The sequence below is a fragment of the Micromonospora sp. NPDC049662 genome (genome assembly GCF_040675055.1).
Taxonomy (GTDB): domain Bacteria; phylum Actinomycetota; class Actinomycetes; order Mycobacteriales; family Micromonosporaceae; genus Micromonospora.
This window is the reverse complement of the sequence record NZ_JBFAOC010000016.1, coordinates 87,102-109,575: the sequence shown is the minus strand read 5'-3', so window position 1 is coordinate 109,575 and position 22,474 is coordinate 87,102. Positions and strand designations below refer to the sequence as shown.

Here is a 22,474-nt window from a genome sequence, read left to right as displayed (position 1 = left end):
GTGTGGCGGAGCCCCGCCGGGACCGAGAGGCGGGCCGACGCATGACCGACGGCGCGGTGAGCCCCGACCTGGCCACCTTCACCGAACTGGCCGACGGCTGGCGTGTCGTACCGGTCACCCGCCGGCTGCTGGCCGACGCCGAGACTCCGGTGGGGGTCTACCGCAAGCTCGCCGGCGGGCCCGGCACCTTCCTGCTCGAATCGGCCGAGCAGGGGGTCGGCTCGGCGGGCATGGCCTGGTCGCGGTACTCGTTCATCGGCGTACGGAGCAGCGCCACCCTCGTCGAGCGCGACGGCGCGGCGACCTGGCTCGGGCAGCCCCCGGCCGGGCTGCCCACCGACGGCGACCCGGTGCGGGTGCTGCGGGACACCGTGGCGGCGCTCGCCGGGCCGCCGCCCGGCCCGGGTGACGGCCTGCCACCGCTGACCGGGGGCATGGTCGGCTACCTCGGGTACGACCTCGTCCGCCGCTTCGAGCGGCTGCCCGAGCTGACCGAGTCCGACCTCGGCGTGCCGGAGCTGGGCATGATGCTCGCGACCGACCTGGTGGTGCTCGACCACTATGACGGCTCCGCGATCCTGGTCGCCAACGCGGTACTGCCACCGCTGGACGCGACGGACCGCGCCGCGTACGTCACCGCCGCGTACCACCACGCGGTGGGTCGCCTCGACGCGATGACCACCGCGCTGTCCCGACCCATCCCGCCGATGATCTCGACGGTCGCGCGTCCACCGGCCGGCGAGGTTGTCTGTCGTACGCCCGAGGGGGGCTACGTCAAGGCCGTGGAGGCGGCCAAGGAGGCGATCCGGGCGGGCGAGTGCTTCCAGATCGTGCTGTCCCAGCGGTTCGAGCGGGCCACGCACGCCGACCCGCTGGACGTCTACCGGGTGCTGCGCACCAGCAACCCCAGCCCGTACATGTACCTGCTGCGCTTCGACGGGTTCGACATCGTCGGCTCGTCGCCGGAGGCGCACCTGAAGGTCACCGCCGGCGCGGACGGGCGGCGGCGGGCGCTGCTGCACCCGATCGCGGGCACCCGCCCGCGCGGCGGCACCTCGGCGGCCGACGCGGGCCTCGCCGCCGAGCTGCTCGCCGATCCCAAGGAGCGCGCCGAGCACGTCATGCTGGTCGACCTGGGCCGCAACGACCTGGGCCGGGTCTGCGAGCCGGGCAGCGTCCAGGTGCCCGAGTTCGCGACCATCGAGCGGTACAGCCACGTGATGCACATCGTCTCCACCGTGACCGGCACGCTGCGTGACGACCGCTCGGCGTTCGACGCGCTCGCCGCGACCTTCCCGGCCGGGACGCTCTCCGGCGCGCCCAAGGTGCGCGCCATGGAGATCATCGAGGAGTTGGAGCCGGTACGCCGTGGCGTCTACGGAGGGACGGTCGGCTACTTCGGCTTCGGCGGCGACCTGGACATGGCGATCGCCATCCGGACCGCGCTGATCCGTGACGGCCGCGCCTACGTGCAGGCCGGGGCCGGAGTGGTCGCCGACTCGGATCCGGCCGCCGAGGAGCAGGAGACCCGCGACAAGGCCGCCGCGGTGCTGGCCGCGATCGCCGCCGCCGAAACGCTGCGGGCGGCCCGATGAACGTGAAGGGTCGGCGCGAGCTGACGTACGCGATGCTGCTCTGTCTCGCCGGCGCGGGCCTGGCGCTGTGGATGGCGACCCGGGGCTGGTCGGTCGAGCTGACCGCGCGGCCGGCGCCGCTGCCGCCGGTGCGCGAGGCGCGCAGCGGGGCCGCCCTGCTGCCGTGGCTGCCGGCGCTGGCCGTGGTGGCGTTGGCCGGTGGTGGCGCGGTGCTGGCCACCCGGGGTCGGGTACGGCGGCTGCTGGGTGTGCTGCTCGGCGCGCTGGGCCTGGCGGTGTCGGCCGGCGCTGGTTACGGACTGGTCGCCGACCTCGACGGTGTGGTGAGTCGGCAGTGGCCGGCGCTCTGCCTGGTCGGCGGTCTGCTCGTCGTCGTGGGTGGTGGGTGGACGGCACTGCGCGGCGGCGGGTGGCCGGCGATGGGCGCCCGGTACGAACGGCCGCCGCGGACCGTCACGGAGAGTAGGCCGAGCGCGGCTGCCACCCCGGGACCGATGGCCGGTCGGCGGACCACCGAGGCGTGGGACGCGTTGGACCGGGGCGAGGACCCCACGGCCGGCTGATCAGCCGACCGGCTGACGGTCCCACTCCCGGACGACCGGCTGACGGTCCCGCTGCGGGCGCGCGGCGGCGCGGGTGGCGGTCAGCTCGGCCACCAGGCGGTCCAGCTCGGCGCGTCGGTCGGCGCGGGCCCGGTCGGCGCAGACCGCCTCCCAGGCGTTACCGCGTGCCGTGCGCATCCGGCCCTCACCGACGACGGCCCGTTCCAGGGTCTGCACCACCCCGACGGCGAACGACGCCATGGTCCGCGAGATGGTGGTCAGTCCGATGCTGGAGTTCGACTCGGCAGTGTTCATGGCTCACTCCACACGAGGAGTCGGCGACGGTCGGGCAGGCGCGTCATCGAGTCTGCCCGAGGACGATGCTCACCGGCCGACGTTTCGTCCGGGTGACCACCCCGTCAACTGTCCCGCCGCGCCCGCGACCTGGGAGGGGCCGTTCGGCCTTGAGCTTGCTCACAACATCGACTGCTGTCGCTGTCATCGGGCGGCGATCGGCGGTGGGTGGCATGATCGATGGGTCGGCCCGGTTCAACCGGAGCCGCCGGGTTGTCGTCGTGTGACGGCGGTCGATACGGAGGTGGCGCTGCGTGACATCCCCTTCACGGCAAGTCGGCCATTATGCCGCAGGCCTTTTCGTGAGCAGCGCCATACCCCCGGCTCCCGGCCTCGGTCGGGTGCCCCTAGCATCGGCCCATGACACCCGGAGAGGGGAGTCCGTTGGTGACTGCTGAGCATGCGCACGCGGAGGGGGACGAGGCCGGTCAGGCGGCGTCCGTAAGCGTGCTCGACGAGATTCTGGCTGGCGTGCGCGAGGACGTCGCCCGTCGCCAGGAGCAGGTTCCGTTGGAACGGATCCGTGAACTGGCCGCGGCGGCGCCGCCGCCGCTGGACGCGTACGCCGCGCTGCGCAAGCCCGGTGTCGCGGTCATCGCCGAGGTCAAGCGCTCCTCGCCGTCCAAGGGCCGGCTGGCGGAGATCGCCGATCCGGCCGACCTCGCCGTCGACTACGCGGCGGGTGGCGCGCGGGCCATCAGCGTGCTGACCGAGGGGCGCTGGTTCGGCGGTTCGCTGGACGACCTCGCCGCCGTCCGGGCCGCGGTCACCGTGCCGGTGCTGCGCAAGGACTTCGTGGTCTCCAGCTACCAGGTGCACGAGGCGCGCGCACACGGCGCCGACCTGGTGCTGCTGATCGTGGCCGCCCTCGAGCAGAACGTGCTGATGGGCCTGCTGGAGCGGATCGAGTCGCTGGGCATGACCGCGCTCGTCGAGGTCCACGACGAGGAGGAGGCCGACCGGGCCCTGGAGGCCGGCGCGCAGGTGATCGGGGTCAACGCCCGTGACCTGCGTACCCTTCAGGTGGACCGCTCGGTGTTCGAGCGGATCGCGCCGGGCCTGCCGAGCAGCGTCGTCAAGATCGCCGAGTCCGGCGTTCGCGGGCCGCACGACCTGATCCGGTACGCCTCCGCCGGCGCCGACGCGGTCCTGGTCGGCGAAGGACTGGTCACCCAGAAGAGCCCACGCGAGGCGGTGGCCGAGTTGGTCAACGCCGGTAACCACCCGGCGACGCCCCGGCCGGTGCGCTGACCGCGCCGGTGTGACGCCCCACCGAGAGGATTGTCCGATGAGCGCCGACGCGCTGGCCCCGGTGGCCGGTTCGCAGCCCGACTCCGCCGGCCACTTCGGCCGCTTCGGCGGTCGGTTCGTGCCCGAGGCCCTGGTGGCCGCGCTGGACGAGCTCGACGGGGCGTGGCGGACGGCGATCGCGGACGAGTCCTTCCGAGCCGAGTTCGGCGCGCTGCTGCGCGACTACGCCGGCACGCCGTCGCTGCTCTACGAGGCCCGCCGGTTCTCCGCGAAGGTCGGCGCCCGGGTGCTGCTCAAGCGCGAGGACCTCAACCACACCGGCGCGCACAAGATCCGCAACGTGCTCGGCCAGGCGCTGCTCACCAAGCGGATGGGCAAGACCCGGGTGATCGCCGAGACCGGGGCGGGCCAGCACGGCGTCGCCACCGCGACCGCCGCCGCCCTGTTCGACCTCGAGTGCGTGGTCTACATGGGCGAGGTCGACACCGAGCGGCAGGCGCTCAACGTGGCCCGGATGCGGATGCTCGGCGCCACCGTCGTACCGGTCACCACCGGTTCGCGCACGCTCAAGGACGCGATGAACGAGGCGATGCGCGACTGGGTGGCGAACGTCGACGGGACCCACTACCTGATCGGCACCGCCGCCGGGCCGCACCCGTTCCCGGCGATGGTGCGGGACTTCGTCCGGGGCATCGGTGACGAGGCCCGGCAGCAGTGCCTCGACCTGACCGGCGCGCTGCCGGACGCGGTCACCGCCTGCGTCGGCGGCGGCTCCAACGCGCTGGGCATCTTCCACGCCTTCGTTCCCGACGAGGACGTGCGGCTGTACGGCTTCGAGGCCGGCGGCGACGGGGTGACCACCAGTCGGCACGCGGCCAGCATCACCGGCGGGTCGGCGGGCGTGCTGCACGGTGCCCGCACGTACGTGTTGCAGGACGCCGACGGGCAGACGTTGGAGTCGCACTCGATCTCCGCCGGCCTGGACTACCCGGGCGTCGGGCCCGAGCACGCCTGGCTGCACGACACCGGCCGGGCCAGCTACCTGCCCGTGACCGACGAGGAGGCGATGGCCGCCTTCGAACTGCTCTGCCGCACCGAGGGCATCATTCCGGCGATCGAGAGCTCGCACGCGCTCGCCGGCACCGTGACGCTGGCCCCGAAGCTCGCCGCCGAGCTGGGCCGGGAGCCCACCATCGTGGTGAACCTCTCCGGCCGGGGCGACAAGGACGTGCACACCGCCGGGGACTACTTCGGCATCCTCGACAAGGAGCGCTGAGGTGAGTCGCATCGGGGTGGCCTTCGACAAGGCCCGGGCCGACGGGCGGGCCGTGCTGGTGGGCTGTATGCCGGCCGGGTTTCCGACCGTCGAGGGCAGCATCGCGGCCATGACGGCGATGGTCGAGGCCGGCGTCGACGTCATCGAGGTGGAGATCCCGTACTCCGATCCGGTGATGGACGGGCCGGTCATCCAGAAGGCCAGCGACATCGCGCTGGCCGGCGGGGTCCGTACGGCCGACACGATGCGCATCATCGAGGCCGTCGCGGCGACCGGCGCGCCGGTCGTCACGATGACCTACTGGAACCCCGTCGAGCGGTACGGCGTGGACGTGTTCGCCCGTGACCTGGCCGCCGCCGGTGGCACCGGCCTGATCACGCCGGACCTGATTCCCGACGAGGCGGCGGAGTGGCTGGCCGCCTCGGACGCCCACGGGCTGGACCGCACCTTCCTGGTGTCGCCGTCGTCCACCGACGCGCGGCTCGCGATGACCGTCGAGCACTGCCGGGGCTTCGTCTACGCCACGGCGGTGATGGGGGTGACCGGCGCGCGGGCGCGTACCTCCGACGCCGCTCCCACCCTGGTCTCGCGGGTGCGCGGGGCCACCGACCTGCCCGTCGGGGTCGGCCTGGGCGTGGGCACGGGCGCGCAGGCCAGCACCGTCGCCGGGTACGCCGACGGGGTGATCGTCGGCAGCGCGCTGGTGCGGTGCGTCCTGGACGCCTCGTCCGAGGCCGAAGGGCTGGCCGCGCTGCGTACCCTGAGCGCCGAACTCGCCGAGGGCGTCCGCAACCCGGCCCGCTGAGCGCCGCCGCGGGCCGACCCGGCCCGCGTCGCTCGCCGCTTCTGCGGCACGGGTGCGACAACTCTGATGCCTGTGCGTCATCTTGATGACGCACAGGCATCACGCTCGACCGGGTGCCGCCCGTCCGTCGCCCGGCCTCTCCGGCGGCTCCGGCGCCGCGAACCAGACGTCATTCCGAGCGCGGTACGGCGGCCCGGGGTGCCGCTGCGGGGGTGCGCAGCGGTAGCGTGTGCACCCGTGACCATCGCCTCGCTATCTCCCCAGGCGGCCCTGCCCAGTCCCAGCACCGCCGTCTGGCAGCTCGGGCCGTTCCCGCTGCGGGCGTACGCGCTGTGCATCATCGCCGGCATCGTGCTGGCCTGCTGGGTGACCGAGCGTCGGCTGCGCCAGCGTGGCGTCGCGCCCGGGGCGGTGCTCGACATCGCCGTCTGGGCGGTGCCCGCCGGCATCATCGGCGCCCGGGTCTACCACGTGATCACCTCGCCGGAGAAGTACTTCGGCGCCGGCGGCGAGCCGCTGAAGGCGTTCTACATCTGGGAGGGCGGCCTCGGCATCTGGGGCGCGGTCGCGGGCGGCGCGGTCGGCGCCTGGATCGCGGCCCGCCAGCTCGGCATCCCGCTCGGCGTGGTGGCCGACGCGTTGGCCCCCGGGCTGCCGCTGGCCCAGGCGGTCGGCCGGCTGGGCAACTGGTTCAACAACGAGCTGTTCGGCGGCCGGACGACCCTTCCGTGGGGTCTGGAGATCCACCGGATGGACCCGGACAGCCCCGGGCACGCCCTGCGCGACGACGCCGGCCAGCCGATTCTCGAACCGGGCCTCTACCACCCGACGTTCCTCTACGAGTTGCTGTGGAACGTCGGGGTGGCCGGGCTGGTCCTCGTCCTGGACCGGCGGTTGAAGCTCGGGCGGGGCCGGGCGTTCGCGCTGTACGTCATGGGTTACACCGCCGGCCGGTTCTGGATCGAGCTGATGCGTACCGACGAGGCGAACCAGATCTTCGGCGTACGGCTCAACGTGTGGACCGCGGCCCTGGTCTTCCTCGGCGCGCTGGCCTACTTCGTGCGGGTTCGTGGCCCCCGGGAGTTCCTGATCCCGATCGGCGCGGCGGCCACCGCCACGCCGCCCACGACGTCCGACCTGTCGCAGGTCGACGTCTCCGCACGCGAGACCGGCGCACGCGCCGCCGCCCCCGAGGGTTACCGGGTGGTCAGCGAGGAGCAGTACGCCACCTGGCGGGACACCGGTGTGGCGCCACCGGAGCCGGCCGACGACGTGCTCCCGGAGGGCGCCGAGTCACCAGCCGACGGGGACGGCGCCGCCGAGTCGACGGACGGTACGCCCGAGGGGCGCGACGGGGCCCGGGCCGACGCCACCGGCGTACGCCCCGCCGACCGGGACAGCTGAGCGGGGGCGGCCCGATGCGAAGCGCGGTGGTGGTCGGCGCCGGGGTCGGGGGCCTCGCGGTCGCCGGCGCGCTGGCCCGGTCCGGGTGGCAGGTAACCCTGCTGGACCGTGCCGAGCGGGTTCGACCCGAGCCGACCGCCGTGGTGCTCTGGCCCAACGGTGTGCGCGCCCTGCAGGCCCTCGGCCTGGGCGCCGGTCTGGCCGCCATCGCCACACCGCTGCCCGATGGCGGGGTACGCCGTCCGGACGGGCACTGGCTCGTGCAGCCCCGGCCGACGCCGGCCGACCGGATGCCGGTGGTGGTGCACCGCGAGGACCTGCACGACGCCCTGATCGCCGGCCTCGGCGACCGGGTCGAGCTGCGAACCGGGGTGACCGTACGCCACGTCCGCGTCGATCCGGGCGAACGACCGGGTGTGAACGACGGACGGCACACCATCGAAGCCGACCTGGTGGTCGCGGCGGACGGCACGGACAGCGTCATCCGCCGCCAACTGGCCCCCGAGTCCCGGGTGGTCAGCTCCGGCTGCGCCGCCTGGCGTGCCGTCATCCCCTGGTACCGGGCGCCCCGGCTGCCCGCCGACCAGCCGATCGGCGGCGAGGTGCTCGGCGCGGGCTACCGCTTCGTGGCCGCCTCGCTGGGCGAGCGGGGCTCCTCGGGTGGCTCCACGCGCGGTGGCATCTACTGGGTGGCCACGGCGGCCGGCGCTCCCCGCCCGGAGCCGCCGGAGACCCAGCTCGCTCTCCTGCGCCGCTGGTACGCCGGCTGGCCCGCGCCGATCGGCGCGCTGCTCGACGCCACCGACCCGAGCGACCTCGTCCAGCAGGAGGTGCGCGAGCTCCGCCCGCTGCCGCGCGCGTACGGCTTCGGGGTCGGGCCGGGCGGGGTGGTGCTGCTCGGCGACGCGGCGCACGCCATGCCGCCGCACCTCGGGCAGGGCGCCTGCCTCGCGTTCGAGGACGCCGCCACCCTCGCCTCCCTGCTGCGCGAGGCCCGGCTACCCGACGCCGTGCAGACGTACGACCGCGTGCGCCGTCCCCGGGCGGCGACCGTGGTCCGGCAGACCCGGCGGATGTCCGCGGTGCTGCAGACCCGGGGCCGGTTGGCGCTGCGTGCCCGGGACGCCGCGCTCGGCACGATCAACTCGCGGCTGCTCTCCAGCGCCGCCGCCTCCGCGGCCCAGTGGCGTCCGCCGGCCTGACCGACTCGCGCTGGCGCGGCCGGCTTGGCGCCGGCCGGGCGGCTCAGGGAATCAGGGCGGCGGGTTCGGCGATGCAGGCGGTGCCGATGCGGCGGAAGCCGACCCGCAGGTAGACCCGGGCGATCTCCTCGCTGCCGGCGGAGAGGAAGACGAGCCCGGTCCCGGCGGCGAGCAGTTCCCGGGCGAGGGTGGCGGTCAGCGCGGCGCCCATTCCGCGTCGGCGGGCGGCCGGCAGGGTGGCCACTCCGGCGATCTCGGCGACATCATCCACGCGCATCGCCATGCCGCTGGCCAGCGCACCCTCGGTCGGCGTGCCGGCCAGCGCGGAGATCCGTCGACCGTCGGCGATGCGGGTCCGCTCCTCGTCGAGCGCGGCCACCTCCAGCTCGGTGACGGCCGCGTCCCGCTCGGCCGGTCCGGCCTCGCCGGGCGCGGTGCCGGGGACGCCGAACGCCACGGCCGCCACGGCCCGCCGGGCGGCCACGTCCGCGGCGAAGTCGGGTGAGTCCGCCGCCAGCACCCGCACGGGTACGTCGGAGAGCGTCGCCGGGTCGGGCAGGGCGGCCGGGTCGAGGACCATCAGCGGGGCCTCCAGCACGGACAGCCCGGCCGAGCGGGCCACCGCGAGCAGCTCCGGCGTCGTCTCGTGCACCCACTCGAACGCCTCCGGCAGGCCCAGCTCGCGCTGGCGTTCCCGTACCGAGGTCACGTCGGCCAGCGACGGCGGCTCGGTGGCGTCGATCCGGGGGCGGGCGTAGAACGGCCAGCCGGCACCCTCGCGGACGAACAGCGCCAACCCGCCGTGCTCCTCGACACCGGCGACGTCGCGGGGCACCGCGTCGTAGAAACGTTCCAACTGGTCGAAGATGTCTTTGTGCACCGAATCCACCGCGCGAGACTACACGTCCCAGACTCTGGACGGTGTGATCAATCTTGAGTGGCCTTGTCCCCCCAGCCCTAACGTAGACTCAATAGACCCACGGGCCGACGTCGTCCCCACCCATGATCCAACCTGAGTGACGACAGGAGGCCCGGTGGCTCAGCCGTACGCGGATTCGACACAGCCGCACCCGCACAGCCCGCAGGCGTCCCCGACGCCCGGCCCCCGCCCCGAGGCCCAGGGCCTCTACGACCCGGCGCAGGAGCACGACGCCTGTGGGGTCGCCTTCGTGGCGGACCTGTACGGCCGACGGTCCCATTCCGTCGTCGCCAACGGGCTCGGCGCGCTCTGCCGCCTGGACCACCGGGGTGCCCGGGGCGCGGAGCCCAACACCGGCGACGGCGCCGGCATCATGATCCAGGTACCGGACGCGTTCCTGCGCGCCGTCGCCGGCATTCCGCTGCCGCCGGCCGGCGAGTACGCCACCGGCCTGGTCTTCCTGCCCGACGACGACGCCGCCGAGGCGCGCGCCCGTCGGGTGGTCGAGAAGTACGCGCTGGTCGAGGGCGCGGACCTGCTCGGCTGGCGGGACGTGCCGATCGCGCCGGACGGGCTCGGCGACACCGCCCTGGCGGCCATGCCCCGGGTCCGCCAGGTCTTCGTGGCCGCGCACCGCCTCACCGACTCGCCCGCCGGACCGGCCGGCTCCCCGCTGCGCGGCATCGAGCTGGACCGGGTGGCGTTCTGCCTTCGTAAGCAGGCCGAGCGGGAGACCGCCGAGCGGGGCGTGCCGGCGTACTTCCCGTCGCTGTCCAGCCGCACGATGGTTTACAAGGGCATGCTCACGCCCGACCAGCTGCCGGCGTTCTACCCGGACCTGCGCGACGAGCGGGTCGACAGCGCGATCGCGCTGGTGCACTCCCGCTTCTCCACGAACACGTTCCCCTCGTGGCCGCTGGCGCACCCGTACCGGTTCATCGCCCACAACGGCGAGATCAACACGATCCGCGGCAACCGGAACTGGATGCAGGCCCGCGAGGCGCTGCTGCGCTCGCCGAACGTGCCGGGCAACATCCGGCGCGTCTTCCCGGTCTGCACCCCCGCCGCCTCGGACTCGGCGAACTTCGACGAGGTGCTGGAGCTGCTGCACCTGGCCGGTCGGAGCCTGCCGCACGCGGTGCTCATGATGATCCCGGAGGCGTGGGAGAACGACCCCGGCATGCAGCCGGACAAGCGGGCGTTCTACCGCTTCCACGCGAGCCTCATGGAGCCGTGGGACGGGCCGGCGTCGGTCGCCTTCACCGACGGCGAGATCGTCGGCGCGGTGCTGGACCGCAACGGGCTGCGCCCGGGGCGCTGGTGGCAGACCGACGACGGTCTCGTGGTGCTGGGCTCCGAGGCGGGCGTGCTCGACCTCGACCCCGCCCACGTGGTGGCCAAGGGCCGGCTCCAGCCGGGCCGGATGTTCCTGGTCGACACCGTGGCCGGCCGGATCGTGCACGACGACGAGATCAAGTCCGAGTTGGCCGCCGCCGAGCCGTACGCCGAGTGGCTGCACGCCGGGCTGATCGAGCTGGACGACCTGCCGGCCCGCGAGCACACCGTCTACACCCACGACTCGGTGCGTCGCCGTCAGCAGACCTTCGGCTACACCCAGGAGGAGCTGAAGGTCCTGCTCGCGCCCATGGCGCGGACCGGCGCGGAGCCGCTGGGCTCGATGGGCACGGACACCCCGATCGCGCCGCTGTCGACGCGGCCGCGACTGCTCTACGACTACTTCCACCAGCTCTTCGCACAGGTCACCAACCCGCCGCTGGACGCCATCCGCGAGGAGCTGGTGACCAGCCTGGCGTCGACGATCGGGCCGGAGGGCAACCTGCTCGACCCGACCGCGGCGAGCTGCCGGCAGATCGTGCTGCCGCACCCGATCATCGACAACGACGAGCTGGCGAAGATCCTCTCCATCGACGAGGACGGTGACCTGCCCGGCTTCAAGGCCGTTCGGGTGTCCGGCCTGTACCGCCTGCGCGACGGCGCGGCCGGGATCAAGGCGCGACTGATCGAGATCTGCCGGCACGTCTCCGAGGCCATCGAGGACGGCGTGCGCATCCTGGTGCTCTCCGACCGGGACTCCAACGCCGATCTCGCGCCGATCCCGTCGCTGTTGCTCACCGCCGCCGTGCACCAGCACCTGGTCCGCGAGCAGACGCGTACGCAGGCGGCGCTGATCGTGGAGTCCGGCGACTGCCGCGAGGTGCACCACGCGGCGGTCCTGATCGGGTACGGCGCGGCGGCGGTCAACCCGTACCTGGCGTTCGAGTCCGTGGAGGACATGATCACCACTGGTGCGCTCGCCGGGGTCGAGCCGGCCGCAGCGGTGCGCAACTACGCCAAGGCGCTCGGCAAGGGCGTCCTCAAGATCATGTCCAAGATGGGCATCTCGACGGTCTCGTCGTACTGCGGCGCGCAGGTCTTCGAGGCGGTCGGCCTGGACAGCCGGCTCATCGACAGGTACTTCCGGGGCACCCCGAGCCGGATCGGCGGCGTCGGGCTGGCCGGTGTGCACGCCGAGGTGGCCGCCCGGCACGCGCTGGCCTGGCCGCCGGCGGGCACCGCCGACTCGGACCGGCTGGAGGTCGGTGGCGAGTACCAGTGGCGTCGCGAGGGTGAGCTGCACCTGTTCAACCCGGAGACGGTCTTCCTGCTGCAACACGCCACCCGCAGCCGGCAGTACGACGTCTTCCGCCAGTACACGTCCAAGGTGGACGGGCTCGCCGCGCAGGCCGGCTCGCTGCGGGGCCTGTTCACCCTGCGCACCGGGGTCCGTCCGGCAGTGCCGATCGAGGAGGTCGAGCCGGCCACCGAGATCGTCAAGCGGTTCGCCACCGGTGCCATGTCGTACGGCTCGATCTCGGCCGAGGCGCACGAGACGCTCGCCATCGCGATGAACCGCCTCGGCGGCAAGTCCAACACCGGTGAGGGCGGCGAGGACGTCGATCGGCTGCACGACCCGCTGCGCCGCTCCTCGGTCAAGCAGATCGCCAGCGGCCGGTTCGGCGTGACCAGCGAATACCTCGTCAACGCCGACGACCTCCAGATCAAGATGGCCCAGGGCGCGAAGCCCGGCGAGGGCGGCCAGCTCCCCGGCAACAAGGTCTGGCCGTGGATCGCCCGTACCCGGCACGCCACCCCCGGCGTCGGCCTCATCTCGCCGCCGCCGCACCACGACATCTACTCGATCGAGGACCTGGCGCAGCTCGTGCACGACCTGAAGTGCGTCAACCCGGCGGCCCGGGTGCACGTCAAGCTGGTCAGCGAGGTGGGCGTCGGCACCGTCGCCGCAGGTGTGGCCAAGCTCAAGGCCGACGTCATCCTGATCTCCGGTCACGACGGTGGCACGGGCGCGTCCCCGATGAACTCGCTCAAGCACGCCGGCACCCCGTGGGAGCTGGGCCTGGCCGAGGCGCAGCAGACGCTGCTGCTCAACAAGCTGCGTGACCGGGTCACCGTGCAGGTCGACGGCCAACTCAAGACCGGCCGGGACGTCCTGGTCGCGGCGCTGCTCGGGGCCGAGGAGTTCGGCTTCGCGACCGCGCCGCTGATCGTCTCGGGCTGCGTGATGATGCGGGTCTGCCACCTGGACACCTGTCCGGTCGGCATCGCCACCCAGAACCCGGTGCTGCGCGAGCGGTACACGGGCACCCCGGAGTTTGTCGAGAACTTCTTCCTGTTCCTCGCCGAGGAGGTCCGGGGATATTTGGCCGAGCTGGGCCTGCGGTCCATCGAGGAGGCGATCGGGCAGAGCGAGCTGCTCGACGTGGCCCCGGCGCTGTCGCACTGGAAGGCCCACGGGCTCGACCTGGCTCCCGTCCTGCACCTGCCGGAGCTGCCCGCCGGCACCGTCCGACGCGGGGTCCGCGCCCAGGACCACGGCCTGGAGCATGCCCTGGACAACGAGCTGATCGCGCTTGCCGCCCCGGCGTTCGCCGAGGGCGCGCCGGTGCGGGTCGAGGTGGCGGTGCGCAACGAGCACCGCAGCGTCGGCGCGATGCTCGGCGGCGAGGTGACCCGCCGCTTCGGCGGCGACGGCCTGCCCGAGGACACCATCGAGTTCGTGCTGCACGGCACCGCCGGCCAGTCGTTCGGCGCCTTCCTGCCGAGGGGCGTCACCCTGCGGCTGCACGGCGACGCCAACGACTACGTGGGCAAGGGCCTCTCCGGCGGACGCATCGTCGTCCGTCCGGACGCCGCCGCGCCGTTCCTCGACCCCGACGCCGAGCCGGGGCAGCGCGCGGAGGACCAGATCATCGCCGGCAACACCATCCTGTACGGCGCGACGGCGGGCGAGGTCTTCCTGCGCGGCCGGGTGGGGGAGCGGTTCGCGGTGCGCAACTCCGGCGCGGTCGCCGTCGTCGAGGGCGTCGGCGACCACGGCTGTGAGTACATGACCGGCGGCACCGTGGTGGTGCTCGGCGCGACCGGCCGCAACTTCGCCGCCGGCATGTCGGGCGGAACCGCGTTCGTGCACCGGTTGGACCGGTCCCGGGTCAACGCGGAGCTGGTCGACCTGGCGCCGTTGAGCGAGCAGGAGCAGACGCTGCTGCACGAGCTGATCCAGCGGCACGTCGCCGAGACCGGTTCGGCGGTCGCCGAGGAGTTGCTCAAGCGCTGGCCGGAGGCGGTGGCCGAGTTCACCGCCGTGGTGCCCCGCGACTACCGCCGGGTGCTGGAGATCATGAAGGCCGCCGAAGCCGCCGGCCACGACGTCGACGACGCGGTGATGAGCGCGCTCAGCGCGCCGGCCGCGTCCGTGCCGCCCGCGCCGCGGGCGGCCACCCCGGAGGTGGCCCGTGCCTGACCCGAACGGTTTCCTGCGTTACGACCGGCGTCTGCCGGCCCGCCGTCCGGTGCCGGTGCGGATCAGCGACTGGCGGGAGGTCTACCCGCCGGCCGGTGAGGAGCTGGTCCGCGAGCAGGCCACCCGGTGCATGGACTGCGGCATCCCGTTCTGCCACGACGGCTGCCCGCTGGGCAACCGCATCCCGGACTGGAACGACCTGGTGCGGACCGGCAACTGGGACGCCGCCGTCGAGTCGCTGCACGCCACCAACAACTTCCCGGAGTTCACCGGGCGGCTCTGCCCGGCGCCCTGCGAGGCGGCGTGCGTACTCGGCATCGCCGGCGGCCAGCCGGTGACGATCAAGCAGGTCGAGGTGGAGATCGCCGACGCGGCGGCCGCCCGCGGGTTCACCCCGCGCCCGATCCCGACGCCGTCGGGCCGGTCGGTGGCCGTGGTCGGCTCCGGGCCCGCCGGTCTCGCCGCCGCCCAGCAGCTCGCCCGCGCCGGTCACGCCGTGACGGTGTACGAGCGCGACGACGCGATCGGTGGCTTGCTCCGGTACGGCATCCCCGACTTCAAGTTGGAGAAGCGGCACATCGACGCCCGGTTGGCCCAGCTCACCGCCGAGGGGGTGCGTTTCCGCACCGGCGTGCACGTCGGCGTCGACGTCACCGCCGAGCAGTTGCGCGCCGAGCACGACGCGGTGCTGCTGGCCTGTGGGGCGTTGCAGGGCCGGGACACGCCGGAGACGCCGGGGCGGGCGCTTCGGGGCGTACACCAGGCGATGGCGCACCTGGTCGCGGCGAACCGGGCGGTCGCGACCGCGACCACCGAGGAGGCCGCCGAGCGTCGGTTGGCGCAGGCGGTGCTGCCGGACGGCACCCCGATCGACGCGGCCGGCAAGCACGTGGTGATCATCGGTGGCGGTGACACGGCGGCGGACTGCCTCGGCGTCGCGCACCGGCAGGGCGCCGCCGGTGTGCACCAGCTCGACCTGTACCCGCAGCCGCCGACCGAGCGCGACGAGGCCCGGGATCCGTGGCCGACCTGGCCGTGGCTGCTGCGCAACTACCCGGCGCACGAGGAGGGCGGAGAGCGGGTCTTCGCCGTGGCGGTGCAGGAGTTCGTGGACGACGGAACCGGTCAGGTGCGTGCGGTACGGATCGCCGAGGTGACGGTCGAGAAGGTGGACGGCCGGCGGGTGCTGACCGTGGTGCCGGGGTCCGAGCGGGAGTTGCCCGCCGACCTGGTGCTGCTGGCGATCGGGTTCGAGGGCACCGAGCAGCAGCCGCTGTTGGAGCAGTTCGGGGTGGCCCGCAACGCCCGGGGCGCCGTCGACGCCCGGGACGACTGGCAGACCGACGCGGACGGCGTGTTCGTGGCCGGGGACATGCACCGGGGCGCTTCGCTGATCGTGTGGGCCATCGCGGAGGGGCGCGCGGTTGCCGCCGCGATCCACGGCTACCTCGGTGGTGTCGGCGCGCTGCCCGCCCCGGTCGGGCCGGCCGCGCAGCCACTGGCCGCCCGTTGAGCTGAGGGGGGTCCGGTCGGCGCGACGGCGAGTCGCCGTGCCGACCGGACATTCCCCGAGGTGAGAACCTTCACAAATCTGGGCAAAAAGGTTTAGGCCGGCAAGACTTGTCGACTGCCGAACCGCGCCGCGATCGGCTCGCTGTTCTGTCGTCGATCGCTGGAGGTTCGTCGTGGCCACGGGTGCCACCTTCGCCGCGCTGCGCCACCGTAACTACCGGATCTGGGCGCTCGCCGGTTTCGTCTCCGTCATCGGAACCTGGATGCAGGTGCTCGGAGTCAACTGGTACGTGCTGAAGGAGACCGGCTCGGCGACCTCGATGGGCATCGCCGTGCTGCTCCAGGCGGCCCCCACGCTGCTGTTGAGCGTCTGGGGCGGTGTGCTGGCCGATCGTCTCCCCGCCCGTCCACTGTTGATCACCGCCCAGGTGGCCCACGCCGCGTTCGCCGCGGGCCTCGCGGCGGTCGCCCTGACCGGGGTCGGCGGCCTCCCGCTGATCTTCGCGATCTCCCTGGCCAGCGGCGCTGTCTCGGCGATCGAAGGGCCGGTCATGGGCCGCTGGTCCTCGACCCTGGTGGACCGCGAGACGCTGGGCAACGCGTTGGCGCTCGGGTCGCTCACCAACTCCGCCGGACGCATCCTCGGCATGAGCCTCGGGGCCGTCGGCGTCGCCGTCGTCGGCCCGGCGCTGCTCTTCGGCATCAACGCGGCGAGCTTCGCCGCCGTGGTGGTGGCGCTGTTCGCCGTACGGCCGGGGGTCGTGGCCGGCGCGGAGGCTCCCGGTGGCCCGACCCGCCACGGTGTCCGCGCCGGGTTCTCCTACCTGCGCGGACAACCGGTCCTGCTGCTCGCGCTCGCCCTGTCGTTCGTGCTGGGCAGCCTCGGTCGCAACTACCAGGTGACGATGGCGGCGATGAGCGACGGACCGCTGGCCGCCGGCGCTTCCGGCTACGGCCTGCTGTCCACGGTGTTCGCGGTCGGGACGGTGGTGGGCGCGCTCGCCGCCGCGCGCAGGCGGTCGCTGAGCTACGGGACCCTGGTCGGCGCCGGCCTGCTGGCCAGCGGTCTGCAGATCGTCGCGGGTCTCGTCCCGGGCGTCTGGAGCTTCGCCGCGGTGATCCTCCCGATCGCCGCCGCCGCGGTCGTCATCGACACCACCGTCGGCACCCGTGCCCAACTCGACACCGATGGCGCGATGCGCGGCCGGGTGCTCGCCGCGCTCGCGGTCACCGGCTCGATCTCGGCCGCGGTCGGCGCCCCGCTGCTGGGCTGGCTGGCCGAGCATGCCGGGCCACGGCAGACGCTCGTCCTGGCCGGCTCGGTCGCCGCGATCGCCACCACGGCGGCGGCGGTCGCCCTGGACCGGCAACACGGCCGCGCCGCGCCCCTCACGCTGGTCGTCCCACGGCCGCGCCATCCGGTACGTCGAGCGGCGTGGCGGGCGGCCCGCGTCGTACGGCCCGCCGGCGCGGTGTGCGTCGTCGCCACCGGTGGCACCGCCACGCGTCCGCTCCGACTGGGCGAGCTGGCCCTCGCGGGCGAGACCGCGCGGCACTGAGACAGCGGTCACCGATTCCGGGACCGGGCGACACGAAGATCATCGTTACGCTGCGATCATGGACAACGCGGAGCGGTTGCGGCGTACCCGCCGGTGGCTGTGGATCGTGCTGATCGGCCTCTTCCTGAGCGGGGCCACCGCGTTTCCACTGGAGATCGAGGTGCGCTGGCTGCTGCGTGCGCTGGACCCGCTCGCCGGCCAGTTCCCGGCGCTCGTCGACTGGATCGAACGGGTCCACAGCGGTCTGGTGACGGCGGACCGGGACTACCCGTTCCTGCTCTACGGCACCGACTGGCTGGCCTTCGCCCACCTGGTGCTGGCGGTCGCGTTCTGGGGGCCGCTGCGTGACCCGGTGCGCAACGTGTGGGTGGTCCAGGTCGGCATGATCGCCTGCGTGGGCATCGTCCCGTTGGCGCTGATCTGCGGCCCGATCCGGGACATCCCGTGGTTCTGGACGCTCGTCGACCTGTCCTTCGCGGTCGGGGCGTTCCCGCCGCTCTGGTTCGCCTACCGGCACATCCGCGCCGTCGAGGCGAATCGTGTCGAAGCGACAGGCCTGCCAGCGACCGTGTGATCGGTCGCGCACGGACGCCGCCGGGCGGGTGAGCACTACCTGTGCGGTGCCTGTCGAGCTGCCCCAAATGTGGGGCATTGGCCGGGACGGCTGCTCTCCGCACGGCGGTCGCGCTGTGCCCGCGCTCGTGCCCGCGCCCGCGCCTTTGCTTGCCTGTGCCCGTGCGGGTGGGGTCGAGATGTGCGCTGCGGTCGTTCCATGCGCGCTCGTGGTGTCGGTGCCGCCGTCTGCCCCACAAACGGGGCAGCTCGACAGGCACCCAGCACACCCCGCACGACCGCAAGAGGCCGGGAGCGCCCCCCCCCCCGCGGGGGCGGCACCCCCCCCACCCCCCACGGGGCGGGGCCCCCCCCCCCCCCCCGGCCCCCCCCCCGGCCCCAGACCCTAGTGCGACAGCAGCTGGTGGGACTCGCGGATCTTGGACCAGGACTTCGGCTCGGCCGGCGGGGTGGCCTTGCGCGCGGCGCTGGCCACGTCGGGACGGCCGGCCGTGAACAGCCAGGTGGTGAAGAGGTCGTCCAGGTCCAGGCCGGAGATCCGTTCGGCCAGGGCCTGGAACTCTTCGATGGTGCCGTTGCCGTACCGGTGTTCGGCCGTCCACGCCGGCAGGATCGCGAAGAACGCGTCGTCGCCGACGGCCAGCCGGAGCTGGTGCAGCGTCATCGCGCCCCGGTCGTACACCGCGTCGTCGAAGACCCGGTCGGCGCCCGGGTCACCGGGCAGCACCTGCCAAAACTCGTCGTCGGCGGGGTAGCTCGCGTAGGTGAAGTCGAAGACCTCCTGCGCGGTGCCCTCGCCCTGCTCCTCCGACCAGAGCCACTCGGCGTACGAGGCGAAGCCCTCGTTCAGCCAGATGTTGCGCCACTCGGCCACCGAGACCGAGTCGCCGAACCACTGGTGGGCGTTCTCGTGGGCCACCACGTACGTGTTGGCGCCGCGCCGCCAGAAGCCCGCGGCGTACACCGGGCGGGTCTGCGTCTCCAGGGCGAAGCCGATGCCGTCCACCGGGCCGGCCACGCCACCCAGCGCCTCGAACGGGTACGGGCCGAAGATCCCGCTCTCCCAGTCGACGATCTCACCGGTGCGCTCGATGCTGGCCCGCGCGGCCGGCCCGAGCGCGCCCAGCGACGTGCTGTACGCGTTGATCACCGGCTGGCCGCCCGGGGTGGTGTCGGTGACGATGTCGTACTGGCCGATGGCCATGAACGCCAGGTAGGTCGCGGTGGGGGAGGTGGTCCGCCAGATCCAGCGGGTGCGGTTGCCGGCCTCGGCCACCGGCGGCCTCGGCTGCACGCCGTTGCTGATCACCTCGACGCCGGTGGGCACCGACACGGAGATGTCGAAGGTGGCCTTGTCCAGCGGGTGGTCGTTGCTCGGGAACCACCACCACGCCGACTCGGGCTCGTTGACCGCGAGCGCCCCGTCGTCGGTACGCGTCCAGCCGGTGTAGCCGCCGACCAGGGTCTCGGACGGGATGCCGCCGTAGCGCACCACGATGGTGAGCTGCTGCCCCCGGCTGATGGTGCGGGCCGGGGTGACGACCAGTTCGTGCGTGCCCGCGGTGCTGGTGCCGGCCTCCCATCCGTTGACCCGCACCGACTCGACGTCGAGCAGGAAGTCCAGGTTGAACGTCGAGAGGTCCTGCGTTGCGGTGGCGAGGATCGTGGTGGTGCCGGTGAGTCGGTCGGTGGCCGGCTCGTAGCGCAGCCGGACGTCGTAGTGCGAGACGTCGTAGCCACCGTTGCCGTAGTCGGGGTAATAGGTGTCGCCCAGGCCCGCCGCTCCGGGTTGCGGCGCGGCGGTGACGACCGGTCGGCCCCAGGCCGTCGGGGCGGCGGCGGCGGGCGCGCCGGTGAGCATGGTGCCGGCGGTGGTGAGGGTCAGGGCGGCGGTGGCCGCCGTGAGGACTCGACGCACGAGGTGCACTCCCTCCATCGGGTTTTCGCACCGCCAACCTAATCGACAACTGTGAACGTCGCTGGCCTGGCGCGCGGGGGGAGGCGTCGTCGCCACGATCCGAAAGCGGGGGTCGGTTACTGTCCCGGCGTCACCGCTGTCCGTTAGGGTTTGCGCGAACCGGACGGCCGTGGCGTGGGAGGCGATGCGTGGGCAGGCTCGCGTCGGCGTACGGGCAGGCGGTCACCGCCCACCGGGCGGCCCGTACCCATCTGGACGCGGCCCGGGCCGTGCTCGGCGCGGCGCCGCCTCCGACGCCCCGCGCCGGTGGGGCCGACCTCGTCGCCCGGCTCGCGCGCCTCGGCGGCGCGCTGGCCACACCGACTCCCGGCGTCGCCACCCTGACCGACGACCCGGTCGCGGTGCGCGTCGGCGAGGCGTCCACCGAGGACGGCGGCTTCGCGGTGCTCGTGCCACTCGGCGGCGGCCACCACCTGGCACTGGACACCGACGCCCGGGACGGGCGGGTCGCCGCGCTGCTGCGGGCGTTGGTGCTGCGACTCGTGGCCACCGCGCCGCCCGGCCGGGTCCGGGTCGCCGGCATCGACACCGCCGCGCTGGGCGCGACCTTCGGCCCGCTGCGCCCGCTGCTCGACGCCGGGGTGCTCGACCCGCCGGCCACCAGCGAGGCCGAGGTGACCGCCCTGCTGGACGCCGCCGAACGGCACGCCCGCGCCGCCCAACACGCCGAGCCCGCCACCCGGCAGGTGCTGCTGGTGGTCGCCACCGCCGCCCCCGCGCCACGGGAGCTGGCCCGACTCGCCGCGCTCACCCACGCCGGCCCGGCCGCCGCCGTCTGCGTGCTCCTCGCCGGCCATCCGTCCCGGTTGCCCGGCGAGACGTCGCCGCCGCTGGGCAGCACCACCGCCATCCGGCTCAGCGACGGGTACGCGCACGTCGGCGACCCGCCCGGCGCCCCGTTCAGCGCCGACGGCAGCGGCCTCGCCGCCCCCGTGCTGCTCGACGGCGACCCGCCGCCGGCGTCGGTCCGCGCGCTCGCCGAGCACGTCGGCGCCGCCGCCCGACGCGCTGACGCGCTGCCCTTCGCCGCGCTGCTGCCCGAGCGGCGCTGGGCCGAGTCGGCGGCCAACGGCCTGCGCACCGTGGTCGGCCGGGCCGGCGGCACGCCGCTGACGGTCGCCTTCGACACTCTGCTGACGGTCGCCTTCGACGACGTCACCCCGCACTGGCTGGTCGGCGGGCGTACCGGCGCGGGCAAGACGGTCTTCCTCCTCGACGTCCTGTACGGCCTCGCCGCGCGGTACTCGCCCGCCGAGTTGCAGCTCTACCTGCTCGACTTCAAGGAGGGCGTGAGCTTCAGCGAGTTCGTGCCCACCGGCCGCGACCCGTCCTGGCTGCCGCACGCCCGCGCGGTCGGCATCGAGTCCGACCGCGAGTACGGCCTGGCGGTGCTGCGGGAGTTGCGCCGCGAGGCACAGCGGCGGGCCACCGCGTTGAAGCGGCACGGCGTCACCAAGCTCGCCGACCTGCCAAGAGACAGCCCGTTGCCGCGCATCGTGGCCGTCATCGACGAGTTCCACGTGCTCCTGGCCGGCAACGACGCCCTGGCCCGCGAATCGGTCGACCTGCTGGAGGAGTTGGCCCGCAAAGGCCGCTCGTACGGCATCCACCTGGTGCTGGCCAGCCAGAGCATGACCGGGATCGAGGCGCTCTACGGTCGGGCCGAGGCGATCTTCGGGCAGTTCGCCCTGCGGGTGGCGTTGCCCGGCGGTGGCGGCGTCCTCGACCAGCTCAACGATGCCGCCGCCGCCCTGCCTATCGGCGCCGCCGTCATCAACACCGCCGCCGGCGCGGTCGGCGCGGACACCGTGCTGCGCTTCCCCGACGCGCACGCCGCCGCCGGGGACCTCGCCGCGCTGCGCCACGAGCTGTGGCAGGCCCGCCCGCCGGGCTCGCGGGCACCGGCGGTCTTCAAGGGGTACGAGGCGGCCCGTGTCGAGGACGATCCCACCTTCGCCGGGCTGCGCCCCGGTGGCCGACGCCCCATGGCGCTGGTCGGCCGGACCGTCGACGTGCACGGCACCACCGCGCTGTTCCTCATGGACACCACCCCCGGCCGGCACCTCGCCGTCGTCGGCACCGCACCGGCCGGCGCGGACGTGCTGCGCGCCGCCGCCCTGAGCCTGGCCCGTCAACACAACCCCGGTGACGTCCGGTTCCAGGTGGCCTCCCTGGTCACCGCCGCCGACCCGGTCGCCGCCGAGACCGAGGCCACGCTCCGGGCCGCCGGTCATCCGGTGCACCGCCTCGACGCGGCCGGGCTGCGCGACCGGATCGCCGCGCTGGCCGCCGAACCGGCCGGCCGGGAATACCTGGTGGTGTTCGGGATGGACGCCGCCGCGCCGGTACTCGGGGCGGCCGACCCGGTGACGTTCCGCTCCGGCCTGGACGACCTGCGGGCCGTGCTGCGCCAGGGGCCCGCCCAGGGCGTGCACCTGCTGGCCTGGTGGCGTGGCCTGCGCCGGCTCTCCGACGACCTCGGCGGCACCCAGAACCGCGACGACGTCGCCTGCCTCGTCGCGCTCAACGTGCCCGGTGCGGAACTGGCCCTGCACCTCGGGGTGCATGACCTGGCCTACACGCCCCGCGCCGACCGGGCGCTGTTGGTCGACCGGCACGACCAGCGGACCAGGTTGATCGTGCCGTTCGCCCGCGACGGGCACGAGCCGGACGGGGAGCGCTGAC

The 22,474-nt window shown here is 73.9% G+C and carries 15 protein-coding genes; 12 read left to right on the top strand and 3 right to left on the bottom strand.

The genetic code is table 11. From position 1 onward, the window contains the following. Positions 1-41: 41 nt before the first annotated feature. On the top strand, positions 42-1,595 hold the full coding sequence (locus AB0J36_RS15290; protein ID WP_363660751.1) for an anthranilate synthase component I: 1,554 nt from the start codon (positions 42-44) through the stop codon (positions 1,593-1,595). Further along, entirely contained in the window at positions 1,592-2,158 is a 567-nt protein-coding gene (locus tag AB0J36_RS15285) for a Trp biosynthesis-associated membrane protein (RefSeq protein WP_363660750.1), read from the top strand. Before AB0J36_RS15290 ends, AB0J36_RS15285 begins: the two co-directional genes overlap by 4 nt. On the opposite strand, the gene AB0J36_RS15280 is transcribed toward AB0J36_RS15285, so the two are convergent. Then, positions 2,159-2,452 carry a hypothetical protein gene (locus tag AB0J36_RS15280; RefSeq protein WP_363660749.1) on the bottom strand — a complete coding sequence of 98 codons (294 nt, stop codon included), beginning with the start codon at positions 2,450-2,452 and terminating at the stop codon, positions 2,159-2,161. A gap of 486 nt (positions 2,453-2,938) precedes the next feature. On the opposite strand from AB0J36_RS15280, the gene trpC reads away from it, so the two are divergent. The 5 genes from trpC to AB0J36_RS15255 all read left to right on the top strand — a co-directional run bounded on the left by trpC (position 2,939) and on the right by AB0J36_RS15255 (position 8,429). After that, positions 2,939-3,742 carry an indole-3-glycerol phosphate synthase TrpC gene (trpC, locus tag AB0J36_RS15275; protein ID WP_039906616.1) on the top strand — a complete coding sequence of 268 codons (804 nt, stop codon included), beginning with the start codon at positions 2,939-2,941 and terminating at the stop codon, positions 3,740-3,742. A gap of 37 nt (positions 3,743-3,779) precedes the next feature. Further along, positions 3,780-5,018: a tryptophan synthase subunit beta gene (gene trpB / locus AB0J36_RS15270; protein WP_357127081.1), complete on the top strand. Its 1,239-nt coding sequence runs from the start codon at positions 3,780-3,782 to the stop codon at positions 5,016-5,018. Position 5,019: 1 nt separating this feature from the next. Continuing rightward, the gene (gene trpA, locus AB0J36_RS15265) at positions 5,020-5,823 is read left to right on the top strand and encodes a tryptophan synthase subunit alpha (RefSeq protein ID WP_357127084.1); all 804 of its coding nucleotides are present in this window, start codon (positions 5,020-5,022) and stop codon (positions 5,821-5,823) included. 237 nt (positions 5,824-6,060) lie between these two features. After that, positions 6,061-7,227: a prolipoprotein diacylglyceryl transferase gene (gene lgt / locus AB0J36_RS15260; protein ID WP_357127087.1), complete on the top strand. Its 1,167-nt coding sequence runs from the start codon at positions 6,061-6,063 to the stop codon at positions 7,225-7,227. Positions 7,228-7,241: 14 nt separating this feature from the next. After that, a complete protein-coding gene (locus tag AB0J36_RS15255; protein ID WP_357127090.1) occupies positions 7,242-8,429 on the top strand; it encodes an NAD(P)/FAD-dependent oxidoreductase in 1,188 nt (395 codons plus the stop codon). Between the two features lie 43 nt (positions 8,430-8,472). Here AB0J36_RS15255 and AB0J36_RS15250 read toward each other — a convergent pair whose 3' ends face one another. Next, complete coding sequence (locus AB0J36_RS15250; RefSeq protein WP_357127342.1) at positions 8,473-9,309, bottom strand: GNAT family N-acetyltransferase; 837 nt, start codon at positions 9,307-9,309, stop codon at positions 8,473-8,475. A gap of 154 nt (positions 9,310-9,463) precedes the next feature. Here AB0J36_RS15250 and gltB point away from each other — a divergent pair, with 154 nt between their 5' ends. From gltB to AB0J36_RS15230, 4 genes are all read left to right on the top strand, one after another. Beyond that, positions 9,464-14,167: a glutamate synthase large subunit gene (gltB, locus tag AB0J36_RS15245; RefSeq protein WP_357127094.1), complete on the top strand. Its 4,704-nt coding sequence runs from the start codon at positions 9,464-9,466 to the stop codon at positions 14,165-14,167. Then, positions 14,160-15,680 carry a glutamate synthase subunit beta gene (locus AB0J36_RS15240; protein WP_357394851.1) on the top strand — a complete coding sequence of 507 codons (1,521 nt, stop codon included), beginning with the start codon at positions 14,160-14,162 and terminating at the stop codon, positions 15,678-15,680. The genes gltB and AB0J36_RS15240 overlap by 8 nt, the downstream gene beginning before the upstream one ends. A 172-nt stretch (positions 15,681-15,852) precedes the next feature. Then, the gene (locus tag AB0J36_RS15235; protein WP_357127100.1) at positions 15,853-17,238 is read left to right on the top strand and encodes an MFS transporter; all 1,386 of its coding nucleotides are present in this window, start codon (positions 15,853-15,855) and stop codon (positions 17,236-17,238) included. A 58-nt stretch (positions 17,239-17,296) separates the two neighbouring features. Then, complete coding sequence (locus AB0J36_RS15230; protein ID WP_357127103.1) at positions 17,297-17,812, top strand: hypothetical protein; 516 nt, start codon at positions 17,297-17,299, stop codon at positions 17,810-17,812. Positions 17,813-18,196: 384 nt separating this feature from the next. On the opposite strand, the gene AB0J36_RS15225 is transcribed toward AB0J36_RS15230, so the two are convergent. Beyond that, the gene (locus tag AB0J36_RS15225; RefSeq protein WP_357170758.1) at positions 18,197-19,729 is read right to left on the bottom strand and encodes a M1 family metallopeptidase; all 1,533 of its coding nucleotides are present in this window, start codon (positions 19,727-19,729) and stop codon (positions 18,197-18,199) included. 188 nt (positions 19,730-19,917) lie between these two features. On the opposite strand from AB0J36_RS15225, the gene AB0J36_RS15220 reads away from it, so the two are divergent. Continuing rightward, positions 19,918-22,473 (top strand): FtsK/SpoIIIE domain-containing protein, encoded by a 2,556-nt coding sequence (locus AB0J36_RS15220; RefSeq protein ID WP_363660748.1) that lies wholly within the window; start codon positions 19,918-19,920, stop codon positions 22,471-22,473. Position 22,474 lies beyond the last annotated feature (1 nt).

What these genes read in the sequence shown, in the direction of transcription:
- trpB (WP_357127081.1), top strand. Translation starts at nt 3,780, where the DNA reads ATGAGCGCCGACGCGCTGGCCCCGGTGGCCGGTTCGCAGCCCGACTCC.
- AB0J36_RS15230 (WP_357127103.1), top strand. Translation starts at nt 17,297, where the DNA reads ATGGACAACGCGGAGCGGTTGCGGCGTACCCGCCGGTGGCTGTGGATC.
- AB0J36_RS15285 (WP_363660750.1), top strand. Translation starts at nt 1,592, where the DNA reads ATGAACGTGAAGGGTCGGCGCGAGCTGACGTACGCGATGCTGCTCTGT.
- AB0J36_RS15290 (WP_363660751.1), top strand. Translation starts at nt 42, where the DNA reads ATGACCGACGGCGCGGTGAGCCCCGACCTGGCCACCTTCACCGAACTG.
- AB0J36_RS15280 (WP_363660749.1), bottom strand. Translation starts at nt 2,452, where the DNA reads ATGAACACTGCCGAGTCGAACTCCAGCATCGGACTGACCACCATCTCG.
- AB0J36_RS15255 (WP_357127090.1), top strand. Translation starts at nt 7,242, where the DNA reads ATGCGAAGCGCGGTGGTGGTCGGCGCCGGGGTCGGGGGCCTCGCGGTC.